Annotated in this window: 18 protein-coding genes and 1 pseudogene; 5 read left to right on the top strand and 14 right to left on the bottom strand. The window is 58.8% G+C overall.

The features are described from left to right. Nucleotides 1–12: 12 nt before the first annotated feature. From BQ8794_RS34690 to BQ8794_RS14360, 6 genes are all read right to left on the bottom strand, one after another. Entirely contained in the window at nucleotides 13–1,194 is a 1,182-nt protein-coding gene (locus tag BQ8794_RS34690; protein ID WP_143744558.1) for a hypothetical protein, read from the bottom strand. Nucleotides 1,195–1,602: 408 nt separating this feature from the next. Next, on the bottom strand, nucleotides 1,603–3,075 hold the full coding sequence (locus tag BQ8794_RS14380; RefSeq protein ID WP_143744557.1) for a lipopolysaccharide biosynthesis protein: 1,473 nt from the start codon (nucleotides 3,073–3,075) through the stop codon (nucleotides 1,603–1,605). Nucleotides 3,076–3,110: 35 nt separating this feature from the next. After that, nucleotides 3,111–3,332 (bottom strand): hypothetical protein, encoded by a 222-nt coding sequence (locus BQ8794_RS14375; RefSeq protein ID WP_077378603.1) that lies wholly within the window; start codon nucleotides 3,330–3,332, stop codon nucleotides 3,111–3,113. A gap of 105 nt (nucleotides 3,333–3,437) precedes the next feature. Continuing rightward, nucleotides 3,438–4,577 carry a hypothetical protein gene (locus tag BQ8794_RS14370; RefSeq protein WP_077378600.1) on the bottom strand — a complete coding sequence of 380 codons (1,140 nt, stop codon included), beginning with the start codon at nucleotides 4,575–4,577 and terminating at the stop codon, nucleotides 3,438–3,440. A gap of 91 nt (nucleotides 4,578–4,668) precedes the next feature. After that, nucleotides 4,669–6,081: a glycosyltransferase gene (locus BQ8794_RS14365; protein WP_077378597.1), complete on the bottom strand. Its 1,413-nt coding sequence runs from the start codon at nucleotides 6,079–6,081 to the stop codon at nucleotides 4,669–4,671. 13 nt (nucleotides 6,082–6,094) lie between these two features. After that, a complete protein-coding gene (locus tag BQ8794_RS14360; RefSeq protein ID WP_077378594.1) occupies nucleotides 6,095–7,342 on the bottom strand; it encodes a glycosyltransferase in 1,248 nt (415 codons plus the stop codon). A gap of 528 nt (nucleotides 7,343–7,870) precedes the next feature. Between BQ8794_RS14360 and BQ8794_RS14355 the strand changes: the two genes are divergently transcribed. The 5 genes from BQ8794_RS14355 to BQ8794_RS14335 all read left to right on the top strand — a co-directional run bounded on the left by BQ8794_RS14355 (nucleotide 7,871) and on the right by BQ8794_RS14335 (nucleotide 14,843). Beyond that, the gene (locus BQ8794_RS14355; RefSeq protein WP_143744556.1) at nucleotides 7,871–10,456 is read left to right on the top strand and encodes an SGNH/GDSL hydrolase family protein; all 2,586 of its coding nucleotides are present in this window, start codon (nucleotides 7,871–7,873) and stop codon (nucleotides 10,454–10,456) included. Next, nucleotides 10,453–10,713, top strand: coding sequence for an acyl carrier protein (locus BQ8794_RS14350; protein ID WP_077378588.1), 261 nt, complete (start codon nucleotides 10,453–10,455; stop codon nucleotides 10,711–10,713). The genes BQ8794_RS14355 and BQ8794_RS14350 overlap by 4 nt, the downstream gene beginning before the upstream one ends. Nucleotides 10,714–10,721: 8 nt before the next feature. Next, on the top strand, nucleotides 10,722–12,284 hold the full coding sequence (locus BQ8794_RS14345) for an amino acid adenylation domain-containing protein (protein WP_077378585.1): 1,563 nt from the start codon (nucleotides 10,722–10,724) through the stop codon (nucleotides 12,282–12,284). Continuing rightward, nucleotides 12,284–13,432 carry an acyl-CoA dehydrogenase family protein gene (locus tag BQ8794_RS14340; RefSeq protein ID WP_077378582.1) on the top strand — a complete coding sequence of 383 codons (1,149 nt, stop codon included), beginning with the start codon at nucleotides 12,284–12,286 and terminating at the stop codon, nucleotides 13,430–13,432. The genes BQ8794_RS14345 and BQ8794_RS14340 overlap by 1 nt, the downstream gene beginning before the upstream one ends. A gap of 259 nt (nucleotides 13,433–13,691) precedes the next feature. Next, on the top strand, nucleotides 13,692–14,843 hold the full coding sequence (locus BQ8794_RS14335; RefSeq protein ID WP_077378579.1) for a glycosyltransferase: 1,152 nt from the start codon (nucleotides 13,692–13,694) through the stop codon (nucleotides 14,841–14,843). Nucleotides 14,844–14,920: 77 nt separating this feature from the next. Here BQ8794_RS14335 and BQ8794_RS36405 read toward each other — a convergent pair. The 8 genes and pseudogenes from BQ8794_RS36405 to BQ8794_RS14300 all read right to left on the bottom strand — a co-directional run. Next, nucleotides 14,921–15,061 (bottom strand): annotated as a pseudogene (locus BQ8794_RS36405) (IS630 family transposase); the annotation flags it as partial. A 142-nt stretch (nucleotides 15,062–15,203) separates the two neighbouring features. Continuing rightward, on the bottom strand, nucleotides 15,204–16,490 hold the full coding sequence (locus BQ8794_RS14330) for a glycosyltransferase family protein (protein ID WP_077378576.1): 1,287 nt from the start codon (nucleotides 16,488–16,490) through the stop codon (nucleotides 15,204–15,206). 35 nt (nucleotides 16,491–16,525) lie between these two features. After that, on the bottom strand, nucleotides 16,526–17,269 hold the full coding sequence (locus BQ8794_RS14325) for an SDR family oxidoreductase (RefSeq protein WP_244554959.1): 744 nt from the start codon (nucleotides 17,267–17,269) through the stop codon (nucleotides 16,526–16,528). Further along, nucleotides 17,266–18,699, bottom strand: a complete 1,434-nt coding sequence (locus BQ8794_RS14320) for an FAD-binding protein (protein ID WP_244554958.1) — start codon at nucleotides 18,697–18,699, stop codon at nucleotides 17,266–17,268. The genes BQ8794_RS14325 and BQ8794_RS14320 overlap by 4 nt, the downstream gene beginning before the upstream one ends. An 11-nt stretch (nucleotides 18,700–18,710) precedes the next feature. Beyond that, complete coding sequence (locus BQ8794_RS14315) at nucleotides 18,711–19,718, bottom strand: NAD-dependent epimerase/dehydratase family protein (RefSeq protein WP_077378573.1); 1,008 nt, start codon at nucleotides 19,716–19,718, stop codon at nucleotides 18,711–18,713. Further along, on the bottom strand, nucleotides 19,693–20,148 hold the full coding sequence (locus tag BQ8794_RS14310; RefSeq protein WP_077378570.1) for an EamA family transporter: 456 nt from the start codon (nucleotides 20,146–20,148) through the stop codon (nucleotides 19,693–19,695). Before BQ8794_RS14310 ends, BQ8794_RS14315 begins: the two co-directional genes overlap by 26 nt. Before the next feature lie 284 nt (nucleotides 20,149–20,432). Continuing rightward, on the bottom strand, nucleotides 20,433–21,827 hold the full coding sequence (locus tag BQ8794_RS14305) for a UbiA family prenyltransferase (RefSeq protein ID WP_143744555.1): 1,395 nt from the start codon (nucleotides 21,825–21,827) through the stop codon (nucleotides 20,433–20,435). Nucleotides 21,828–22,070: 243 nt separating this feature from the next. Beyond that, complete coding sequence (locus BQ8794_RS14300) at nucleotides 22,071–23,438, bottom strand: exopolysaccharide biosynthesis polyprenyl glycosylphosphotransferase (protein ID WP_167378740.1); 1,368 nt, start codon at nucleotides 23,436–23,438, stop codon at nucleotides 22,071–22,073. Nucleotides 23,439–23,718 lie beyond the last annotated feature (280 nt).

Raw genomic sequence — 23,718 nt, 5'->3', positions numbered from 1 at the left:
ACATACGCTTCGCTACTTGAAGCGCTTTACTGCAACTAGCAGTATTCTATGCATCCCGCTAGCGCGCACGAAATCAAGAACGAATGACAGAAATGGCAATTTCCTGCGCGCTATGGACGCTATCCGCTTGAAAACGCGCTCCAGCCGGAAGCCCATATGCGCCTGGGCGTCTTTATAATGGCATTCGATTTCCTGAATTCTTTCGAATGAGAGCCCCGGATAGGACCGCCAAGCCGCTTTGGCGGCTTCATAGTCAAACTGCGGAAAGGCTGGCAAAGCAAACTCCGTTCGCAGCCGCTTCATGCTGGGCTCCAATCTGGAAAGGAGTCCGGCCCTTTCGTCGGGAGATAGATATTCGTGATTACTACTCGGATCTGCAATTCTCTCATCCACAAGTGCATAGATTCTCTGGTCAAACGTCCTCTTTGAGCAAGGAATGTCTTTGTTGAGCAGGCGTATGGACTCTATGAGATCTCGACTCAACCGCTCGTTGACACGAGGACTGGCCTTTGCAAACAGGGAACTCTCCTGCAAGTGAAGGACATATCGCAAAAAATCATGGATCAGGTTCGGTAACGCAGTCTCGTAAACACGTGCCTCCGTGTTGCTACCCCCAAAGACCTTTTGCCACATTGACAGGCATCGGTGATAGTCCAGCATATCGTCGACGATATTCACAAACTCGGCGATTTCTCCGGTAAACATTCCCTGCTTTACACATTGGGTGTACAGAGATTCGAGATACTGATCGGGTCGCCTTACATAACAAATGATTCGACAATTTACCGAGCTAGGAATTGCTGCGCGCAAACATTCAATCTGCGCGAGTGTATCCACGCAGACGTTCTTGTCTCCTGGATTATGCAAATGTATAGGCATGCAGTAGAGCGCTTCAGAACTTGCAACGAGAGTATGAGCTCCTTCGCGTTCTGCATGGACCAAATGATCAACAAAAAACTTTCCTAATATTTCATCTTGCCTAGCCACCAAATGATACCTAGGCAGTAACGCCCATGACGGTGCGCCATCCATCGAACGCCTCGGCGCCCTAACCACACTATTAAAATTGTGCGTATCGGGTGGCGTTGCATAGTATATGCCATGTTTGCCCAGTTTCTTCCGATTGATAGACAGAAATTGCTGTAGCGCAGTGGTTCCTGTCTTATTTGTGCCAATGTGGAGGATAAGCTTCATCTGGCGTTTCCTTGCTCTGTAACCGACATACGCAACAACCGGCATTCACAAGAAGGTCTCACGTCCCACAGGGCGCTCCTATCCGCTGTCCGTCGCTACTAATATTATACGAAAGTTGCTGCGCGTTTTCAGCCGTGTTGAAAACCCGACCAAGCGTGAGGGATACCGGAGCTATTACGACGATGAGTCCGACGAAATGATGCGCCAAAGATTCGCCCATATTGTCGAGCCTGGAGGGTTTATCCCAGGCGGTCGTCAGGAGCCGGGTTCCGTCCGGACTGAACAGGATGTCATTAATAAGGCCGCCGACGGTGTCTCCAAACTCGGTACGTTCATGATGTGATTGCGCATCCCATCGTCGGATATGCGGTGGGAATGCAGGTACCGTGGGGGCTATGCAAATCCAATTCATTTCGTTTTCTTGGATGTTAGGCTTTGCAGGACTTCCGCGCCATATTTCCCGAAGAGGAGCGACGCTCTCAGATAGAGAGTGACAACGGACAATGTACCTATAGCCATGAGCCCGGTCGCGAGCACAAGATAGTCGGGCGCTTCGGCAAGCAGCATTTTGACCGCAGAGCCGGTGGCGAAGACCATAGCGGCGAATGCGACAGGCGGCACATGGACGAGCGCGAAATCCAGAGCTGATAATCCCGTCATCCGACAACTGATCGCCGCATAGAGGAAGAAACTCGTCGCAATGGCGCCGGACACTGCGAAGGCCACCGCGTTCACGCCGTAGGGCGCCGAGAAGAATGCGAATGAAGCGACAAGGGCCATGTAAGTGATTTGCATGGACGCCGTTCGGTAACTGCGGCCTGTCGCAAGCGTCACGGCTGCGCACACTCTGTAACCCGCGCGGAAATAAATTGCTGCAGAGAATACGATAATAGGAGTGACGGCATCCATCCATTGTTGGCCGAGGACTGTCAGGACAAGCTCTTTCGCAAAACAGCATAGAAACGCGCTAGACGGCAGGGCAAGCGCCGCCGTCAAAGCAAAACCCTTGAGGTGAGCCGTGCGGAGCCTCGCCTTATCGTGATGAACCTTCGACAGGAGCGGGAAAACCACACTCTTGTTCAGATTGCCGAACAGAGTTGCCGGCATCGCGATCAGATAATACGCTCGTGAGTAAATGCCAAGCTCTGCGGTACCGATCAAGCGCGCGACAATAATATTGTCGATATATTTGGCGGTGAAGGTCGATATACCAGCCAGCGAATAGCCCAGGCTCTGTCTGCGGATATCGCGGTAGGACTGCATGTCAAAACTGGGCCTAACGAGATAGTCCCTGGCAATGAAGAAATAGATGCTGGCCAGGATGAATGCCTCGGCCATATACGCGACCACCAAGGCCCAATAGCTGAATCCTAAATAGGCAAGCGGAATGGCTAGGCCGACATGGGAAGCAATCCAAGCGGCCAGTCCCGCTATGGAGGATATTTTGAATTTCAGGTGCCGCGACAAAATGGCCTCGGCAACAAGATTGAATGCATTCGCAACCATCATGACCGCAAGGACGCGCGAAACGAGGACCAATTCCGGCACATGAAGAAAATCGGCGATCTGCCGTGCAAACACCCATTGAAGCAAGCCGAGAATGGCGGCTATCACCATGGACAAGGAAATGACGGTTCCGATATGGCGCTCTTCGATGTCCCGTCGCTGGATCACCACTTGCGACATGCCAAGATTGGCGATCGAATTTCCTAGGGCACCGACGATCATGGCAGCGCCGACAACACCATATTCTTGGGGCGAAAGCAGGCGAGCCAGCACAGCCGTGACCAGGACATTCAATAAGATTCGGGCCAGCAGCATGGTGCCCGACCAGGAAAGTCCCCGGGCAGCCTCGTGTGTCAAATTCCGGCTTTCGTTCACGGGCTTCGACTCGTCACTGAGGACAATGCGCTTGACTACTTGAGACGGCTTAAGGAAACGAGAAGCATCCTGCGCATCCCAGTGGCGCGCACCATAGCAAGCACCAACGACACAAATGGCAATCGTCTGCGCGCCATGGATGCTGTCCGTTTGAAAACGCGCTCCAGCCGGAAGGCCATCCGCGCCTGGGCGACTTTATAATGGCTTCTTTCGAATGAGAGCCCCGGATAGGGCCGCCAGGCCGCCTTGGCGGCCATGCTGGGCTCCAACCTGGAAAGGAGTCCGGCCCTTTCGTCAGGAGATAGATATTCGCGATTGCTACTTGAATTTGCCATTATTCGCGCCTTCACGGCAGCATTGGTTCACTGAAACCGGCTTGTTGCCTCCAGCAGCAATCTGCGTATTCCGCTGCCGCGCGCAAAATCGAGAAGCCATGCGAGAAATGGCAGCCGCCTGCGCGTCAAGGACGCCGCTCGCATGAGAAGGCGTTCCAGACGGAAGCCGATCTGGCGTTGAACGGCATTGTAATGGAATTCGATCTCTCGCCTCTTTTCGAGCGAAAGTCCCGGATAAGGCTGCCAGGACGCCCTGGCCACTTCGAGGTTGAACTGCGGAAAGGGCGGCAGAGTGAATTCCGTTCGTAGCCGCTCCATCGAGGGCTCCAGCCTCGAAAGAAGAGCGGCCCTTTCATCGGGTAAGAGATATTCGTGATTGTTGTTGGGGTTTGTTATTCTCTTGTCTACCAATGCAAAGATCCTGCGCTCCAATTTGCGCTCTGAAGATAGAACATGCTCATTTCTAACGCGCTTATATTCCAGAACATCTCGGCTTAGCCGCTCATTTACACGAAGATGAGGCTGCGTGAAAGCGGAGATATCAGTACCAAGAACATGTCTCACGAAATCATCGATCAGATTTGGCAGGGCCGCTTCGTAAGAGCGTATCGAGCAGGCGCGGCTCCCAAAGACATCGCGCCAGATGGATAAGTAGCGATGATAGTCTAGCATGTCATAAATTGTGTTGAGAAAGTCGACAACTTCGCCGGTAACCAATGAGTCCCGCTTTACATTTTGATTGTACAGAGATTCGAGATAATGATCGGGCCTTCGTACGTAGCATAGTATGTGGCATTCTACATGGGCAGGGATTGCGGCGCGCAAGCGCTCGACGAGACTGCGCTCTTTTGCAAGGATCTCCGCGCTCGTTTTCTCCGCGTTGAAGCGCGTCAGATACCGCACCATAGCATAAAGATTCTCGGAGCTTGCGATGATTGTGTGAGCTCCGTTTCGCTCTGCCTTTCTCAAATTCTCGAGAAGGAAATATCGGAATTTCTCTTGTTCATCTAGTAAAAATGCACTGACAATGCTGTTGAAATTAAACTCATAGACTGGCGAGGCGTAGCATATGCCATATTCGCTCAGCCCTTTTCCGTTTGCCGACAGGAATTGCTGTAACGCCGTGCTTCCCGTTTTATGCGTGCCGATATGAAGGATGAGCCTCATGTGATCTTTTTACCTGACGGTTCGAGCAAAACGAAGCGAGCAATGCCGGCATAAGCCCCGAGATTCCGCCACATTGTCCCGCAAGCAAGCTTCAGCGCGCGCATGGCAAGGCTTTCTGCATAAGCGTGGCGTAGAGACCCATTTGCCGTGTTGCGACGCTTTCCATGCTGAATCGCGCAGCGATCGTTTGTACTGCGCGCCGCGCCATCTTATCGCGCTCGGCTTCCGATAGGCCGAGCGCGCGAAGAAGGAGTCCGCAATACTCCGCATGCGAGCGAGCCAAAAAGCCGCTGCGCTCATGCTCCACAATGTCGGACGCACCGCTGACATCGGTGACGATCGGCACCACGCCGCAGCTCATGGCCTCGAGCAGGGCGTTTGACATGCCTTCCGACACCGAGGTGGAAAGATAGAAATCAGCCTCCCACAGAAGGGGAAAGACATCTTCGACCGCGCCGGCGAATGTGACCCTGCCGGAAAGGCCCAACCGGGCCGCCTGGTCCTCGAGCGCGGCGCGGCACTGGCCATCGCCCAGGATGGTGAGTTGCGCCTTTGCGTCGGCGGGAAGTGCCGCGAACGCATCGATCATGTGCTCGAGGCATTTTTCCGGATCGAGGCGGCCAAGGCAGATAAAGCGTCGGCTGCCATCGGCGTTCGGCTCGCGGCGCGGCTTGCGGGGCAGATCGATCCCATTCGGAATCATATGAATGCGATCCGCGCCGATGCCATGTCTCTTCAGATCACCAGCGATTTGGCGGCTATTGGCGATGAAGGCCGTGACGTGACGTTTAATCAAGGCGGACGCCCAGCGACCGATGATTTTCTTTTCGCGCACAACGTCGAGATCGAAACACCGTCCGCCCCGGCCCAATTTTGCGAGAACCGGTTTGCGCAGGAGGGCTCCTGCCAATGCCGCCGGAACGGCGTGAAGTCGGGCATGGATGATATTTACGACATCGAATTCGTCGCGATGGCGCAGCATCCAGATCACTACCTGGACACACCACGACAGGAACGACAGCATATGCCGCCCGCCTAAATTCGGCGCCGCGCGCAAACGAAGGCGATGGATAGGCACCCCGTCGATGGCGGACCGTTTCGGCGTCGAGTGCGACAATCTGGGTGCCAGAATGGTTGCGGAAACGCCCCTTTCAACCAGCATCCGAGCAAATCGGCGCGTCTGTTGCTCGGCACCGCCATATGACTCAGGAAAATAGGTTGGGAGCACGAGCAGAATACGTATGCTCGGAAGAGCTTCGGCTTGGGGGGGCTTCATCGGATGAGTAGAGACAATTTCTGTTACAATCATATCAATCCGCCGGAAAGCGTTCCTGGAGCCACTGGCGGCCACCCCCGTCCCATGTGCAAGAGAAGATGACGTTTTTGGCATCTCACCACCTTTCAGCGCATCGATCCTCGTATCGTCCAGATCGACGCACCCGAAATCGGTGAAGCACGCATCGCTAACCAATCCGACAACCTGCCCGATCACTGGCAAACGCATAGGTCACACCCGTTCATCGCGGAAGCGCCACATTTCGGACAGGAGGCCTTGTTGACACTCCCCTGCTTGCCCGATGCTGGTCAAGAGCCTCGCGGTAAATGGCATCGATGCGCTTGCCCATCAGCTTGACGTCCCAGTTCGAAAGATCCGTCGCCGCGGCACCTTGGGCGAGGCAAGCCAGTCTTTCACGATCCTCCAGGACAGAGGCAATGGCGTCGGCCATGGCTGCCAAATCGTCCGCGGGTGTAATCACACCGTTGATACCAGGGCGGAGCACTTCGCGAAGACCTGGCAGATCGCAAGCGACGCATGGCTTGCCGCCGGCGAGATATTGCATGACCACGCGGGGCAATCCCTCCCGCATGGAACAGAGCAGGCAGAGATCCGCGAGTGCGATCAGCCGCTCGGGGTCGTCCCGATAACCGGTAAAGACCACTTGGCGCTCGAGCCCAAGCCATTTGGCGCGCGATTCGACGATCGAGTGAAGCGGCCCGTCGCCCGCGAGCACAAGCACCGCGTCGGGTAAGCGGACGGCGACTTTCTTGAAAACGTCCAGAAATTCCGCGTGTCGCTTGCGCGGCTCGAATGCCGCGATCATCAAGAGCACAGGCGGGCGCGGCGCGCCCGGCGTCAAGCGCAACAAATCGCGCCAATCGTCGGGCGGACCGGCGTTGCGAAAACGATCGAGATCGAATCCGGAACGGACGACATAATGGTTGTCTGGATGTCCCACTCCTGCGCTCAGGCACAAGTCACGGATGCCCTCGCTCACGCTGATGAACGCACTGGTGACTGGCGCTGCCAGCTTTTCCAAGGCGAGATAAGCAAACCGCTCGGCGACGCCGACATTGATAAAAGGCACGATATGCACGCCATGAACGATCGCCGGAACTCCCGCCGCCCATGCGGCGAGACGCCCGAGAATGCCTGCCTTGCTGGTGTGCGTATGCACGATGTCGGCATTCAAGGTGCGGAATCTCCGGGTGAGCGCCAACAATGCCCTCATGTCGGAGACGGGCGAAATGGACCGAGTCAGGCCCGGGACGCCAATGAGTTCCACCCGGGGGTCCACTTTAGCTATGATTTCCGGCTGGACCGTCTCGCCATGCAGCAGGACAACATTATGCCCCCCTTGCGCGGCCCAATTGCAGGAATGGACAGTATTCTCATCAGCACCGCCATTGATGAGACGGGTGATGACATGAGCGATGCGCAGTCGACGCCCCAAGTCAATCTTACCTTCCGCATCCTGTGCTTTCATATCGCCGCACCGATCGCGCTGAATTTATCCGTTGGGTGCGTTCCCACGCCCAGCCGCGCTTTTGGTCCATGCGTCCCGATATCGGTGCTACTGCATTGGAGTGACATGACCACGCCTCGGTGGGTGCATGCCGTATGGAGATGAACCCCGAATCCTAAGTGTGCCCCTTCCTTCTTGGGCCATAGCACATGCAGTCCGAAAGGAGGGTTATTCCAACGGCTTCCAGTCGATCAGATCTAACTTGTTGGATTTAAACGTCTCGGAGAACTGCCGCTGTTACCCCGGGCACAGCGGAGTGATTATTTTGCGGTATACTTATGTGCAATATGTCTGCCTTACCGCGTTTGCGCGAAATCGGACCCGTTGAAGGAAGTAGTCAAGGCAACGCTTTAAGGGTCCGGGCAGTTTAACCTATCAGGGGGACAGGAGCCATGGCAGAGGGCCCTTCACCAGTAGCTCGCGGAACTTTCGCGTGCCCCAAAGTCGCTTATTGTCGATGTGCGCCGGCAGTTGGTTGAGACGCGGGACGTGCATTCGATCAAGCCATTGTCCCTTCCCTTGTCGGCGGGTTCGACGGAGCCAACGGGGACTGAACCGAGAAGCATCCTGGCTTGGTTCGCGATAGCCGGCCAGTTGGCCCTCTTCATCGCGCTAGTTTATCTCCTCAAGCTTGAGACTTATGCGCTTGTCCGCGTCCTGCTCGTTGCCCTCGCCGGCTGGGGCGTGCACTACTTCCTGCCACAGCGTTACCGGCTGCCATTTTTCGTGCTGCTCTCGTTCGCGGCTATCGCCGCAGTCTTCGCGAACCTTGGGCCCAACTGGCACCACTGGAGATTTGAGGGCCTCATCGATGCCGCCTGGATCGCCGCCATTGGGCTCGTACTGATCGGAATTGTCCACCTACCCATCGCTTTTGGATGGAGAGTGCTGGCGCTGGTTGGCGCCGGCTGCGGGCTTGCCGCCGCACGAATGGACTGGATTGCGACCCCGTGGACGCGCGCCGTCTGGCCCGTGCTCGCTTCCATGTTCATGTTCCGTCTCATTGTCTATGCGTACGAAGTGCGGCGTGACCAGAGGATGGCGACGGTTTCGGAACGTCTCGCGTATTTTTTCATGTTGCCGAACGTGTGCTTCCCGCTCTTTCCGGTCGTAGATTTTAGAACTTTCCGTAGCAGCTACTACAATGCTGACCGGCATTATATTTATCAAACAGGCATTCAGTGGATGTTTCGCGGTGCTGTTCATTTGATTTGCTACCGCATCGTATATCAGCGATTAGTTATCGATGCTGCGGACGTACAGAATCAGATTGATCTTTTGCAATTCATCATATGGCCATTTTTACTTTATTTGAAGGTTTCAGGAACTTTTCACATAATCACTGGTATGCTGCGTTTATTTGGGTTCAATCTTCCAGAAACTCACAATCTTTACTTCATTTCATCAAGCTTTACAGATTTCTGGCGTCGAATAAATATATATTGGAAGGACTTCATAATGAAGATTGTGTACTATCCCCTTTATTTTCGTTTTCGACGCTGGGGAGAGAGTGTAGCGGTCGTCAGCGCGACCCTCCTGGCGTTCCTCGCGACCTGGCTGCTGCACAACTATCAGTGGTTCTGGTTACGTGGCACCTGGGTATTCACCTGGAACGACTTCCTCTTCTGGATGATCCTGGCCGTGCTTGTGACGGTCAACGCCCTCTATGAAATGCGGCACGGTCGCACGCGGCGCCTGCGTGGCGGGGCACTAAGCTGGAACAGTTCGCTGCAAACTGCGGGCCGGACCATTGGCGTATTCGTCGTCATCTCGCTCCTTTGGTCGTTCTGGAGCGCGAGCTCGGTCCCGCAATGGTTGTCGGTCTTCGACACCGTTGGCGTGGAAGGCCCTGGCAAAACGACGCCCGCCCTCGTACTGGTCGCGGTGGCAGCTATCATTGGCATTCCTGCCCTTGCGCTCGCGCGCGGCGGCGCCGACCGCCAGTACAGTTTCCGACGGTCGGTTGCGTCGGTCGGTGTCTGCGGGTTGATCGCGGTTTGCATCTCGCTCCCCGTGGTTCGCGATCGCCTCGGGGAGACGGTCAGTACCGCAATGGCCGAAATTAGAGTGCCGAACCTCAATAGCCGCGACAACGCGAACCTGGAGCGCGGCTACTACGAGAACCTCGTCAATGTCGGCGCATTTAACCCAGAACTGTGGATTGTCTATGGCCAACGACGAAACGACAGTTGGGACAATTTGGACAAGACGCCGCTGAGCGAGTTCACGGGTGCGCTTCCCACGACCTATCTGCGTCCACTCTCCCAAGCAGACTTTAAGGGAACGCGGGTCCACATCAACCGCTGGGGCATGCGAGATCAGGACTACGAAAAGATTCCTACTCCCGGCACCCCACGAATCGCAATTGTCGGCTCTTCGCACGTCTTCGGCGAGGGCGTCGCAGATGACGAGACTTTCGAGGGCTTGTTGGAGCGGCGGCTGAATGCGCAGGCGGCCGACAGCGGGTATCGAGATTACGAGGTGCTGAACTTCGCCGTCGGGGGCTATGTCCCCCTGGACGTTCTGGCCATCACCGAGGATCGGGTGCTCGCATTCAAACCACAGTACATTTTTTACTTCGAGCACAGCGCGCTTATTCCACGAATGCTAAAGCGTCTCGTGAAAGCAATCCAGAATGGCTCCGCATATCGCTACGACTTCGTGAGCGACATTGTACGCGAGAACGGGATCGATCCCAGCGCCGACCGCGAGGTGCTTCAAAGAAAGCTCACGCCCTACGGAGAGAGACTTCTGCGTTCAATCTATTCTCGAATCGTGGAAGCCGCGAAGCGAGAAGGTGTCAGGGTCTTTTGGATCTATCTACCCAGACCAGACGAGAGGACCAGTGCCGAGCTGGAGAGGCGCATCGCTTCCGAGGCAGGATTCAACGTTCTCGATCTTTCGAACGTGTATGGCGGGCACGACTGGCGGACCCTTCTTGTAGCACCTTGGGACGATCACCCAAACGCCGCCGGCCATCGGCTCATCGCCGACAAGCTTTACGAGGTGCTGCAGCAACACCGGGATCTAATTCCCCTGAACCTTGTGGTTGCTCCGCAAAAGGAGGAACAATGAACGCGATCCAGATCAGGACGATGGCCAGGGATTTCATATTGAAGGAATTCCTGCCTGGCGAAAGGCCGGAGAATCTGACGGATTCAACGGAGCTGATAACTGACGGCATTCTCGACTCGCTGGCGACGCTTAAGCTCGTTGCCTACCTGGAAAAATCCTGCGGCATCGAAATCGCCCCTGACGAACTCGTGCCGGAGAACCTGAACTCCATCGCCCAAATTGCCAATTTCGTTCAGTCGAAGCAGGCGTCCACATAGAGCCCGCCATGACGGTCGCTGCCTTACACGAGTATCTGGAACAGAGCGCGAGGCGGTATCCCCAGACGTGCGCCGCTGTCGAGGCGAGCTCTGGGCGGCAGATCACCTACGGCGAGTTGGACGCGCTGTCGGACCAAGTCCGCGACCATCTGCGTCGGATCGGCGTCCGGCCGGGGGACCGCGTCGGCATTTGCCTTCCAAAATCGATCGCCTCGCTCGCTGTTCTGTTCGGCATCTTGAAGGTGGGCGCGGCCTATGTGCCCGTCGACTCTCTGGCACCGCCTGCGCGTAACGCGTTCATATTTACCGACTGCGGCGTGCGCGCGATTTTCGTGGAGGCTTCCCGAGCCGAAACTTTGCGCTGTGAGTTGGCGCGCTTGGCTGCGGAACCTTGTCTCTTACCGCTCGACTGGTCCGACGGTCCCTCGCCGCTCGCGACGTACCTGGCTCGCGTAGAGGCCGGCGGCTTGGCGGTGGAGGACGAATCGGCGCGGCCGGGGCCGGACAACCTCGCTTACGTGCTTTACACTTCGGGCTCGACCGGCCAGCCGAAGGGCGTGATGCTGACGCATCGTAATGGCTCGAGCTACGTGGATTGGTGCTCCGAGATCCTCGCCCCTGACGAGAATGACCGCTTCTCCTCCCATGCGCCTTTCCACTTCGACCTGTCTATCCTCGACATCTTCGTACCGCTGAAGCACGGCGCGACCGTATTCCTCATCGGTGAGGAGCTCGGCAAGAATCCGACCCGGATGGCGTCGGTTATCGCCGAGCGGCGGTTGACTGTCTGGTATTCCACGCCCTCCGTACTCACGCTTCTGGTCGAGCACGGCGGCCTTGATGCTCGCCACGACCACGCTCTTCGGTTCATTCTATTTGCCGGCGAGGTTTTTCCGGTCAAGCATCTGCGCAGGCTGAAGGCTGTGGTTCCACGCGCACGCTACCTTAATCTCTATGGCCCAACCGAAACCAACGTCTGTACCTACTACGAAATCCCGCAGACGATCGCCGAAGACCGCTCGGCGCCGTTTCCGATCGGGCGCGCCTGCTCGCATGTTAAGGCACGCGTGATCGATGCGAATGGTCGCAACGTGCCGCGAGGCCAGGAAGGCGAGCTCGCAATCAGCGGTGCTCCCGTGATGCTGGGCTATTGGAACATGCCTGAGCGAACAAGCGCCGCTTTTCATGTCGATTCAAGCGGTCGCTGGTACCGTACCGGCGATGTAGTGATCGAAGGCGATGGCGGGGTCTACACCTTCCGCGGTCGACGCGACCGGATGGTGAAGAGACGGGGATATCGGATCGAACTCGGCGAGATCGAGACGGCGCTCTATCGCCATCCAGCGATCTCCGAGGTGGCGGCGATCGCTCGCTCGGAGGAGTCGGGCGTCTCCATAAAGGTGTTCTATGCCTCGCGCGAGGGCCATGCGCTGTCGCTCATCGAGCTGAAGCGGTTCTGCGCCCACAACTTGCCGGCCTACATGGCCCCGGACTGGTTCTCGCATCAGCAGTTACTTCCCAAGACATCGACAGATAAAATCGACTACCAGCATCTGATGAGGATGGAGTAGTGGATTTCGCGCTGAACGAGGAGCAGCGTATCCTGCGTGGCCAGATCCTTCGCTTCGCGCAAGATAAGCTCAATAAAGATGTCAGGCAGCGCGACCGAGACCAAGTATTCCAGCGCGAGTTGTGGGGGGCTTGCGCGCAGATGGGCCTGACCGGCCTGCCAGTCCCCCAAGCCTACGGGGGACCCGGTCTCGATTCCCTGTCCACGGCCATTGCAATCGACGCGCTTGGCTACGGCTGCGAGGATTCCGGCTTGGTCTTCTCGATCTGCGCCCACCTTCTGGCCTGCGTGGTGCCGATTTGGAAGTTCGGCACTGAAGAGCAGAAGAATCGATATCTTCCGGGGCTCTGTGATGGCACTTTGATCGCAGCCAATGCGATGAGCGAACCGGAGTCGGGCTCCGATGCATTTGCGATGCAAACCCGGGCGGAGCCTCATGGCGACGGCTTTCTAATCAACGGCACGAAGACCTTCGTGACCAACGGGCCGGTGGCAGATGTTGCCGTCGTCTTTGCTGTCACTGACCGCGCCAAGGGGTATTTCGGCGGCATCACGAGCTTCCTCGTGGACCGCGGGCTGCCCGGCTATCTGGTCGCGCAAAAGTTCGAAAAAATGGGACTGCGGACGTCTCCGATCGGGGAGCTTGTCTTCGAGGACGTATTTGTTTCGAAGGACGCTGTTCTCGGTGGAGTGGGCGGCGGCTCCAGGCTGTTCGCTCATAGCATGGACTGGGAGCGGGCGTGCCTATTCGCCAGTCATATAGGCACCATGGAGCGGCTTCTGGAAAAGGCAGTGGCCTATACGCGCACCCGACGTCAGTCCGGCCAGGCCATCTCCAAGCACCAGGCGGTCGCCCATAAGATTGCCGACATGAAGATGCAGGTGGAGGCGGCCCGACTGCTCGTCTACAAGGCGGCGTGGGGCCTTGAGCGCTCCCAGTCCGTATCCCTCGACGCCGCCGTTTCGAAGCTCTTTGTGAGCGAATCGCTAGTCCGCACTACGCTCGATGTCGTCCAGGTCTTCGGCGGCTACGGTTTCTTGAGCGAATTCGACGTCGAACGTGCCGTGCGTGATGCCATCGGCAGCAAACTCTATTCCGGAACTTCTGAGATACAGCGCAACATTATTGCTGGCTGGCTGGGGCTTTGATGACGGCTGTAGTCAGAACCTGTCCGTGAAGGGCGGCCTGAGCTGTCGCTGGCCCTGCCCTCAGTTCGCGAAAAAGGGCGACGCTCGATTTTGGTGAGGCAACCGGAGAGTGGTACTATCGCAACCCATGGAGCCACCGGGGCGGCGGGGGCTTTTGTCGTTCGACTTGGGTGCGTCTGCCCAGCCGGTGGTCTCCGAACTTGCGGCTCAGAGGCGAAGAACCAGACCAGCCGCGACGCGTGAAAGATAGGCTTTGTGGATGCGGCTTCTCTATATACATTCTGCGCGTGTCCCGGCGCCGGCCGCCAATGCGGTACAAGTCGCAAAGATGTGCCATGCATTTCGGGTTGCCGGAGCGGAGGTCCTGCTAGCGCTTCCACGCGCCTCCATGAATACACGGGATCATTACGAAAAGATCGCGCGCGAATACGGATTCGGAACCGAGTTCCCATTCCGCGTTCTCCCTATACCCTTTTGGCCTGTGCCTGGCCGGGAGCTTTTTTTTGCTGTGTTGGCGCTTCTTGCTGCGGTCTGGCTGCGGCCGCATGTCGTCTTTACACGCTCGGCAACTGTAGCGCTTGTTTCTGCCGGACTTTTCGGGTTCACGACCGTTTTTGAGCTTCACGACCCGATTGGCAGTTTGAGCAGACGTCAGCGTCAGCGCCTTGCCAAAGTGATAGGCCTAGATGCATTCCGTATGCTGGTCGTCACGTCGCAACGCCTGCGGGACGACAGCATCCGCCTCTTTCCTCAACATGCGGGAAAATTTCTCATCGCGCCCAATGGCGCGGATCCTGTTCCGCCGAATGTCGAGCCATGCAGCCTCAGCGGCACGTTCAAGGTTGGTTATGTCGGACATCTGTATAAGGGAAAAGGCATGGAGATAATAAGCGCTATTGCGCCTCGATGCGGCTGGGCGACATTTCACATCGTCGGGGGAACACCAGGCGATATAAAGCATTGGACATCGAAGCTGGCCAAATGCACGAACACAGTGTTTCATGGCTACGTCCCTCACGCCGCGACATGTGCCTACTTGGCCGAAATGGACGTTGTACTCGCGCCCTATCTTAGAAATGTAGAGGGCCAGGGCGGCGGTCGAAATATCGCCGAGGGAATGTCGCCGCTCAAGCTCTTCGAATACATGGCGCATGGCAAACCCATAGTGTCCTCCGACCTGTCAGTTATACGAGAAGTTTTGAGGGATAGCGTCAACAGCGTTCTGGTGTCGCCAGACAACCCGTCCGACTGGGTCAAAGCTCTTCAGCGCCTGCGCGAAAACAACGCGCTTCGGGATCAGATTGGTCAGCAGGCGAAGGCAGACTTTCTGGCCAAGTACAGCCGCATCGCACGCGCAACCAACATTCTAAAGGAAATCAAGAGCCGGATGCCGTCGAGCGGAAGCTCATAGGCTGCATAGTTTAAGGCGGCTGCGCCATCCCATGATCGCCGCCGAATGGAGATCGTTGAGCCTCGTGGGCTGGCCGAACGAGCGGCCGCGGTGCGCGAAGCGCCCTCATAGATCGCGCCCAGCGCCAGAAGGCGCCGCGCCTGCGCTGCGTTCTTCGTCTGCTTGGCGATCGCAGGCAGTTGGGCCGCGCCAAAATCCGTCCGGAGCGGAACGGGAATGGCGAATCTTCTCGGTCCGCCATGTCGAATCGAATCATACCCCGACGCTTCGTGAAGCCCTCAGCGAGTCACGATCTCAGAGACTTGATATGACTCGAAGAAACCGGAGCCCGCACTCCATCGGCCTGCCGAATCGCGAGCTTCAGCCCCGCAGGCGCATGAGCCCGCCAAAGGCACTGAGCAGTAGGACGATGATGAAGTGCCGCACCAGCGCTTGGATGACGACCATGGGCATGAGCATGGCGAGGCAGAACACCACGAAGGAGAAGCTGCGCCACCGTCCCCATTCCCGCATGGCGGCTACAACAAACCCGAGGAGGCCAGCAAGTTCCAGAAGACGGTAGAACACCTGATCTGCCGCAGGTGAGATCAAGCAACCGTAGCGGTCATCGCCCAAGCACGCATTCCCACTCACGAGCTTCCAGAAACGCAGAGCCATGCGCCGCAGGGCGCTAACCGGATCGCTCCGGATCTCGTCCAGGGCAATGGCCTTGAAGATGCGCCGCTGGTTCTCGTCGTGCAGCCATTGCTCGTAACGCCCCTGTGGAATGAGAGGCGGCTTTGGGAATGCCACCTTGTCGCCCGCGGCGTAGCGGCGCTCCATCTCGTCGAAGAGGTGGTCCACGGCTGATCGCGGATGGGTTCGCAGGAACGGGTTGTTGTTACGCGCCAGGTTCTCCTCGGCGGTCGTCGCGAAGAGGACGAAGCCGTTGTGAATCAAGTTCTGTGCCACAATATAGGGCCCGCCTATTGCGAGGAAGCCGATCAAGAACATCGCGCGGGCGCGCCGACACAGGCAGGCGAGCACCGAAAGGTAAAGCGCGGCGAAGAGGAAAACCGCGTGGGTCAGGCAGATGAGCGCTGCGAGGATTCCGGCCGTCCCGTAAGCGCCCCGCCAGCGGGCGTTCCCTTCATCGGCCGAGAACAGGCCCTTGCGCATTATTAGGAAGATCAGGGCGGTGATGAGCAGGATGGCAAGGTTCTCGGGCCGAATCTGGAAGTAGTTTCGGGTACCAAGCACGAACAGGACGGCGAGGATCACGCTCGCGGCCCGGAGACGCGCATCCGTGATGGCGGCCGCAAGGAGCACGAACCCGGCATAGGCCATCGCCATGTTGAACACGCGCAACGCAGCGAGATCGGCCCCGGTCAGGCGCTGCACGAACCCTATGGTCATGGAGTAGAGCGGCGGCCAAATCCCGCCGGCGTAAAAAGTCCCGATGGTGTTGAGGGAAATGTCTCCCCCCACCATGCGCGAGAACAGGAGGGCGCGGCGATAGTGCTCGGCCTCGTCCGAGTAGGTTTGCGGATTCCACAGGACGCCATTGCGGCTCAACATCCAGAGATTGAGCAGGAACAGGTGACCGAGTAGCACCACGTAGAGGTTGCGGGTGAGCCACCGGTCGTGCGGGGAATTGAGCTGGTCCATCGTTCGGCTCCCGAAACACCGCAGGCCCGGTCCGGTCAGATCTTCATCCGCATGAAGATCGGCTCCGGCAAGAGGCGGATGACGAGCATGATGAGACGCCAGCGCCCGAGGATGTAGATCACGGTGCGCCCCGCGAGCTGCGCCTCCACGATAACCTTGGCAACCTGATCCGGGCTGGCCGTTAGGGCCTTGGAGAGCTTCAGGCCGCGTGTCATGCGGGTTGCGACGAAGCCGGGCTTCACGGTCATCACCTGCACGCCGCGCCCGGCGAGCCGGTTTCGCAAGCCAGACAGAAAAGCCGTGAAACCCGCCTTGGCGGAGCCGTAGACATAGTTCGTCGCCCGGCCCCGATCGCCGGCCACCGAGCTGATGCCGATGATCGTTCCCGCGCCTCGCTCGCTCATGCGGTTCGCCAGAGCCGAGAGGAGTAGCGCCGGAGCGACATAGTTGGTCTCCATGATCATCCGCGCGGCCTCGGGATCGGCCTCGGCCGCCTTCTGGTCGCCCAGTAGGCCGACCACCGAAACCACCGTGCCGGGTACCTCGTTGAGCCCCACCAGAAACGCCTCGCGCTCGGCGGGGTCGAGGATGTCGAGCTCGACCGCCCGGGCCGTGGCCCCGTGCCGATGCAGGAGGTCGCGAAGATCGGGGTCGAGCCGCTCCACGCGACGGGCCGCCAGCACGAGGGAGGCGCCCCGGCGCGCATATTCATGCGCGAGGGCGCGGCCGATATCCGACGAGGCGCCGATGATCAGGACCGGTGACAGGATCGCGGTCAAAGCCCGAGCCTTTCCGACTGGACGGACGCAAAGTGGCGTTTGGGATCGAAGCGGTCGCGCAGGCGCGCGAAGTCCCGCAGGCGCGGATAGCCCCTTTCCATCACGGCGATGCCCGCGCGGGCGTCCTTGGCGAGATAGAGCCGCCCGCCATGGTCGGCCACGATGGCATCGAGCTCAAGCAGGAGGCTGAGATTGGCGGTCGTGCCGGGGAAGTCGAGGGCCAGGGTGAAGCCCCTCATCGGAAACGAGAGCGGGCCCGCGCCCTCGGCACCGCACAGCTTGAGCACCGCCAGCAACGACCCGGCGTCCCGGGCGGAGATCAGCGAGAGCATCGTCTCGAGCCCGTGCCGGCTCGCCTCCTCGGGCAGCACGCTTTGGTGCTGCACGAAACCAGCGCGGCCATAGATGCGGTTCCAATGCGCAATAGCATCGAGGGGATAGAAGTACGGATCCAGGGGAACCAGCGCGGTGCCTGGGCGCCCCCGGGCGTAATAGAGCTCGTTGAAGGCGGCCACGGTGAAGCGGTTCAATGTGAAGCCCGGAAAGTCGAAGGGGACCGAGCGCATCTGCCCACCGCGGGGGAGGTAGGGCCGGCCCTTGCGCTCCTTTGGCAGATCATCGAGGGCGACGTGTTCTCCCCGATAGACCAGGGACCGGCCGAGGCGGCCGCCCCGGGCCAGGCAATCGATCCAGGCCACAGAATAGTTGGCGATGGAGGCCTCCTTGAGCCGGGCCATGCTCTCGGCGAGGTTCTCCGCCCGGATCGTCTCCTGCCGGACGAGGTCCGTCTCGATGGCCCGGAGCCGGAAGGCCGCCCGCAGGATGACACCGGTGAGACCCATGCCGCCCTGGGTCGCCCGGAACAGGTCGGCATTCTCCGTCGGCGAGCAGCGAAGGGTGCGACCATCCGCCAGCGCGAGGTCTAGATACGCCAGGTGGGCCCCGAAGCACCCGTCCCGGTGATGGTTCTTCCCGTGCACGTCGGACGCGATCGCCCCGCCCACTGTGACGAACTTGGTGCCCGGCGTGACCAATGGAAACCAGCCCCGCGGGACGAAAATGTCTGCGATCTCGGCGAGAGTCACCCCGGCCTCGCAGGTCAGAAGCCCGCTCCCGGAATTGAAATCGAGGATGCGGTTCGAGGCGGTCATGACGAGGGTCGCACCCCGATTCAGGGCGGCATCGCCGTAGGAGCGGCCGGCCCCGCGGGCGATCAAGCTGCTGTTTTCCGCAATGGTTGCAATCACTTCTTCCTCGCCGCGCGCCTCGAGGACACGGCAGGACACGCGCGGAAACCGTCCCCAGCCCGACAGCATCATAGGGCGGGCGCCATAAATACGCTTCGGCTTGACGATCGACGCCGGCGCAAGCTCGGGTGCGGAAACGACGGCGCGGGGCCCGACCTCGGCCGGCCTAGCCATGACGGTCATCAAAGGCTCTCCTATCCGGAGGGAACGTGAGAGGCGGCCAGTGTGTGCCCCTTTTTCTTCAGTCGGTATTCCTTGTAGGCCGCGATCAGCATGCCCTCGTCGCGGTACTGCGGCACCCAGCCGAGCTGGTGCTCGGCCTTGGAGACATCGAGCACGCAGACCTCGTCGGCGATGAGATACTGCTCCGGATCCATGATCGGCAGGTTGAGGAGATCGAGCAGGTCGAGCGTGCGCTTCACCGCCCACGCCGGCGTCGGGATCAGCAGCGACTTCGAGCCGGCATGGCGGATGAGGTCGCCGAGCAACTTCTTCACCGGCGGCGGGTTGAGCGATCCGAGATTGTAGGCCTCGTTCGGCGCGCCAGCCTTGAACGCCAGCCGCGCGGCTTCCGCGCAGTCGAACACCGAGATGAACTGGTAGGGGTTCTTGCCGGAGCCGATCATCGGTACCGGCAGGTTCAGATCGATCAGCTTGAACAGCTTCTCCAAGATTCCGAGGCGTCCAGGGCCGATGATCAGGCGCGGCCTAAACAGCGATATCCGCATGCCGCGCTTGCGCCATTCTGCAGCGAGCTCCTCGGTCTTCAGCTTCGAGAGGCCATATTCGCCGAGCGGCGCGACCGGGTGCTCCTCGGTCATTGGATGCGTGACGGTGTGGCCGTAGATCATGTCGGTCGTGAATTGGACCAGGTTCGACGCGCCGGCCTTGTCCATGGCGAAAATGACGTTCTCGGTGCCGTGGAAATTGACCGGCCAGAAGAACTCGCGCCGCTTGGCGCGCACCTGGATCGGCGACAGCATCTTGGCCGACAGGTTGTAGACCATGTCGTCAGCCTTGATGCCGACCGCGGCGACCGCGGTCCGGTTGGTGACGTCGGTTTGGACGAAGCGCACGCCACGATAGTGCGGCAGGTCGCTGCGCTGGATATCGGCGACGATCACCTCGTGGCCGTCGGCCAGAAGTTTCGGCGCCAGGTGGCGGCCGACAAATCCGTCACCGCCGAAGATGATGTGTCTCATTGGGAAGCTCGCTGGAGTGGGCCGAGGAATTCGAGACGGACATGACTTCGCCGGCATGGCCGCGGCCACTCTGGGCGATCAGCACCGTGCCGACGCAGATGAAGGCAATGCCGGCGATGCGGTAGGCGTTGAGGTCCTCGCGGAAGACGAAATAGGCGAACACGGCAACCGCGACATAGGCGAGGCTGAGGAAGGGATAGGCGAAGGACACCTCGACCTTCGACAACACGTAGAGGTGCGAGGCCATCGAGATGACGAACACGCAGAGCCCGAAGAAGACCCAGGGCGAGAAGACGATCTGGATGAGCTTCAGCAACGGGTGAACGCCTTCGAAGGAAGCCGGTCCGAGCAACATCATGCCCTGCTTCAGCATCAGCTGAGCGGCGGCATTGGTCATCACCGTGCACAGGATGAATGGGAGGTATTTCATTGTCAGGCCCGCATCTTTGTCTTGCTAGTGAGAGTGTAGAGCGAGAGCTTCTTGGCATGCATCTTGGCGCCGCGGGATAGGTCCTGGAAGATCCACCGCTTGTCGAGCGAGTACTTCTTCACGAGCCGTCCCGCTCACCAAGGCGAACTGGAACGGCAACGTCTCGACCCCCACCCCGGTGCGGATCGCGAGGGTCTTGACCAGCCATCGCACGCCGAGGTTCGCCCCCGTCGCAACGAGGCAGAAGAGCCCGTACATCGCAATGAGACGCACGCCCGCCCACCTCACATGCTCGCCATAACGATGAAGGCGCAGAGGAGCCCAGTGACGAGGCTCACCCGATCCCGCACCGCGAACACCACCGGATCATCGTTCATCTCGCCCCGGCGGGTCTTGATGATGATCCGGCTGATCCAGAACAGGATCGCTATGCAGATCAACCAAAGGCGCTCGGGGTGGCGGTAGAGGGAGGTGACCGCCTCGCTGTTCAGGTAGAGTGCCATCACGAGGGCGGTGAGATAGCCGCTCGCCGTCGCCATTGCCTCCAGGCTCGGCAGGTCGCCGAGCTGATAGCCCCGGCCCGCCGGATCGCCTTGCCCGCTCTTGACGCGTTCCACCAGTTCCGTGCAGCGCTTCACCAGGGCGAGGCTGAGGAACAGGAACATTGAGAGGGCCTCGAGCCAGTGCGAGATCGCCACCCCGGCCGCGACGCCGCCGCCCACGAGCCGCAAGGCATAGAGGATCGCGAGGGTCATCACGTCCGCGATGATCTTGCGCTTGAGATAGAGCGAATAGGCCGTGGTCAGGGCCAAGTAGCCGCCGACGACCAGCAGGAAGGTGGGCGTCAGCGTCAGTGCCAGCAGCAGCGAGGCCAGGAGCAGGGCCGGCACCATCGCGATCCCGTGGATCAGCGGCACAGCCCCTGACGCGAAGGGCCGTCGGCATTTGCGCGGATGCTCTCGGTCGGACGGAAGATCGAGGAGGTCGTTGACGATGTAGACCGCCGAGGCGCAGAAGCTGAAGCTCAGGAATGCGATGATACAGTTCAGCGCTGAGGGCACGATCACGTGGCCAGCGATGGCCGGAGCGAAAACGAGAATGTTCTTCAGCCATTGGTGCGGCCGCAGGGCCCGCACGTAATCGCGCCAGTGCGATCCGCCCTCGTCCAGTGACACGGCGAACGGCATGGTGCCGCGCAATTGCCGTAGCAGCCGCGGGGTGCCGCCGGCCACCAAGGCCTCGCCGCAGCGGCTCCAGACGTGCAGATCCACCCGGTCCCCGCCGATATAGGCGAAACCGCGCTCGCCGAAGCGTTCGCACAAAGCTTCCGCCTTGGTCTTTCCAGCGAGATTTACCTCTTCGCCCGAGCCGAGCACGCCATCGAAGAGGCCGAGATGGCCGCTCACCGCCCGGACGAGGCGTATATCGGATGCAGAGGCGAGGTAGATTGGCCGGCCTTTCGCTCGCTCGGCTTCAATGTAAGCGAGCACGCAGGCATTGTAGGGAAGGCGCGCCACATCCACCACGAGTTCGTCCACAATCCGAGTCTTGAACGCTGCTTTGCCCTCGCGCAGCGCGGCCAACGTCCGGAGCGCCACAAATGGCTTATTGGCGAAGAGCGCCAGGAACGACTCCATCAGCAGGTCGGACTGGATTAGCGTCCCGTCGAGATCGACCACAAGAGGGCCCTGCCCAACGCCGGACGGCGGTTTCGCGGTGCAAGAAGGGGGAAGCTCCGAAGATGTAACGGACCGCTGGTCCACGCCTGTCAATGATGACACCACATCCTTCTCTTTCCCTCGGCTAGAGGATACTTGAAAAACCTTGCTCCCGATAACTTCACCCAAACTATCCGTTCAATCAATCAGTTGGACGACAGAGTGCATATAATCCATGCAGGCTTCCTGAGAATCTGCTATACATCAATAAGCGTTGCGATCCGCAAACATCAGTAAAGCAGTTTTCCAAATTATCTTAATGTCGAGAAGCATGCTCCAGGATTGTATATACCAGAGGTCATGCTCAATGCGTTTTTCCATCCTCCAGAGTTCCTTCGTTTCCCCTCGAAAGCCATTGATCTGGGCCCACCCTGTTAGACCGGGTTTTACATGATGGCGATAAGCATAGCTCGCAATGTTCAAAGTATAGGTGTCGTCATGAGCGACGGCGTGAGGTCGGGGCCCAACCAGGGACATCTCCCCCCGAAGCACGTTGAACAATTGCGGCAGCTCGTCGATGTTTGACCGGCGCAATATTCGGCCAAGTCGCGTAACCCGCGCATCATTACGCTGAGCCTGGCGAATTTGTGTACCGTTCTCCTGCACCGTCATCGATCGGAATTTGTAAATATTGAACGGCTTACCACCAAAACCTCGTCGCATCTGCCGGAACAGCACAGGGCGACCGCTCTCGAGCGCTATGGCACATGCGACCAAGGCCATCAACGGACACAGGAACAGCAGTAGCAGGGATGCAACAGCAATGTCGAACAACCGCTTGAGCAGGCGTTCGGCAGGCCTCAAAGGCATACGCTGGACTTCGAAGGCTCGCTGCCAGCCGGTGTGCAGCGGGCTTCCAGCCAGAATTCTATCTATGTAGGCGTCGGCGAAAAGATAAATCGGCAGCGGGAGGCGGGACATTTCCTCCAGGATGCGTTCGATCAACTTCCGCTGGTCCCAAGAGCAAAAGAGATAAACTGCCCCATACGAGCCACTACGGAACGCAGCCTGTGCAGCTGCGACGGCGGCATGCACCGATCGTGCTGCGATCGTGTCATCATGGTTCTCGATGTTCGAAACACCCCAAACCGCGATGCCCTGTTGCCCAAGCTTGTTGATTATCCCCTGTTCCTTTCCAGGAACGCCAGAGTAAAACAGATAAACTGTGCGCAACACGAGTTTCTCAGCCGCCAGAAGCCGTTTCAGCCCACGCGCTAGAACCACGTGGCCAGGCAGCAGGATTGGGAATCCGACCGCAAACGCCAGCGTCAAGGAGCCGCGCGAGAACGTCGACGTCGTCTTCGTGAGAAAGGCGAGCCAGAGAATTGAAAAGAAAACAAACAGCCAGCCGCCAAAGAGTGTTTTGATCCTGCAGTGATCGTCCAGGATGCCACTAACCGTGTAGGCGCCCCTGGCGGTCATGAATGCGACCAGCAATAGGCCGGCGGTAACACTTAGGCAGATCGAATCCCAGATATCTGGCGGCCTCATGCCGAAGGCCCTATGGTAGAGCTCAATTGACGCAAGAAGTATTGTCTGTCCAAGGAGGAAATCAGCAGTTGCGAGAAACACGCAAACTGCTCCCACGGGGAGCCGTAGCGGCTCTACGCTCCGCTTCCAGAGCGCACGCGACGCCTCGGTTGGTGCATGCCGCATAAGACGACCCCCCGAATCCTGTTGCATCCCTTCTCCTCTTTGGGTCATGGCACACGCCATCCCATAAGGAAGGGGGTTATCCCAACGGCTTCCAGTCGGTTAGATTTGGTTTAAATCTCTCAGAGACATGTCGCTGTTACCCCGGGCACAGACGAGTCGCTATTTTATCGTATCCTAATGTGTTAGTATTTTCTGT

The organism is Mesorhizobium prunaredense, from assembly GCF_900156895.1.
Classification (GTDB): Bacteria; Pseudomonadota; Alphaproteobacteria; order Rhizobiales; family Rhizobiaceae; genus Mesorhizobium; species Mesorhizobium prunaredense.
Note: the sequence above shows the minus strand (reverse complement) of the source record. Positions and strands in the feature narration are given on the sequence as shown.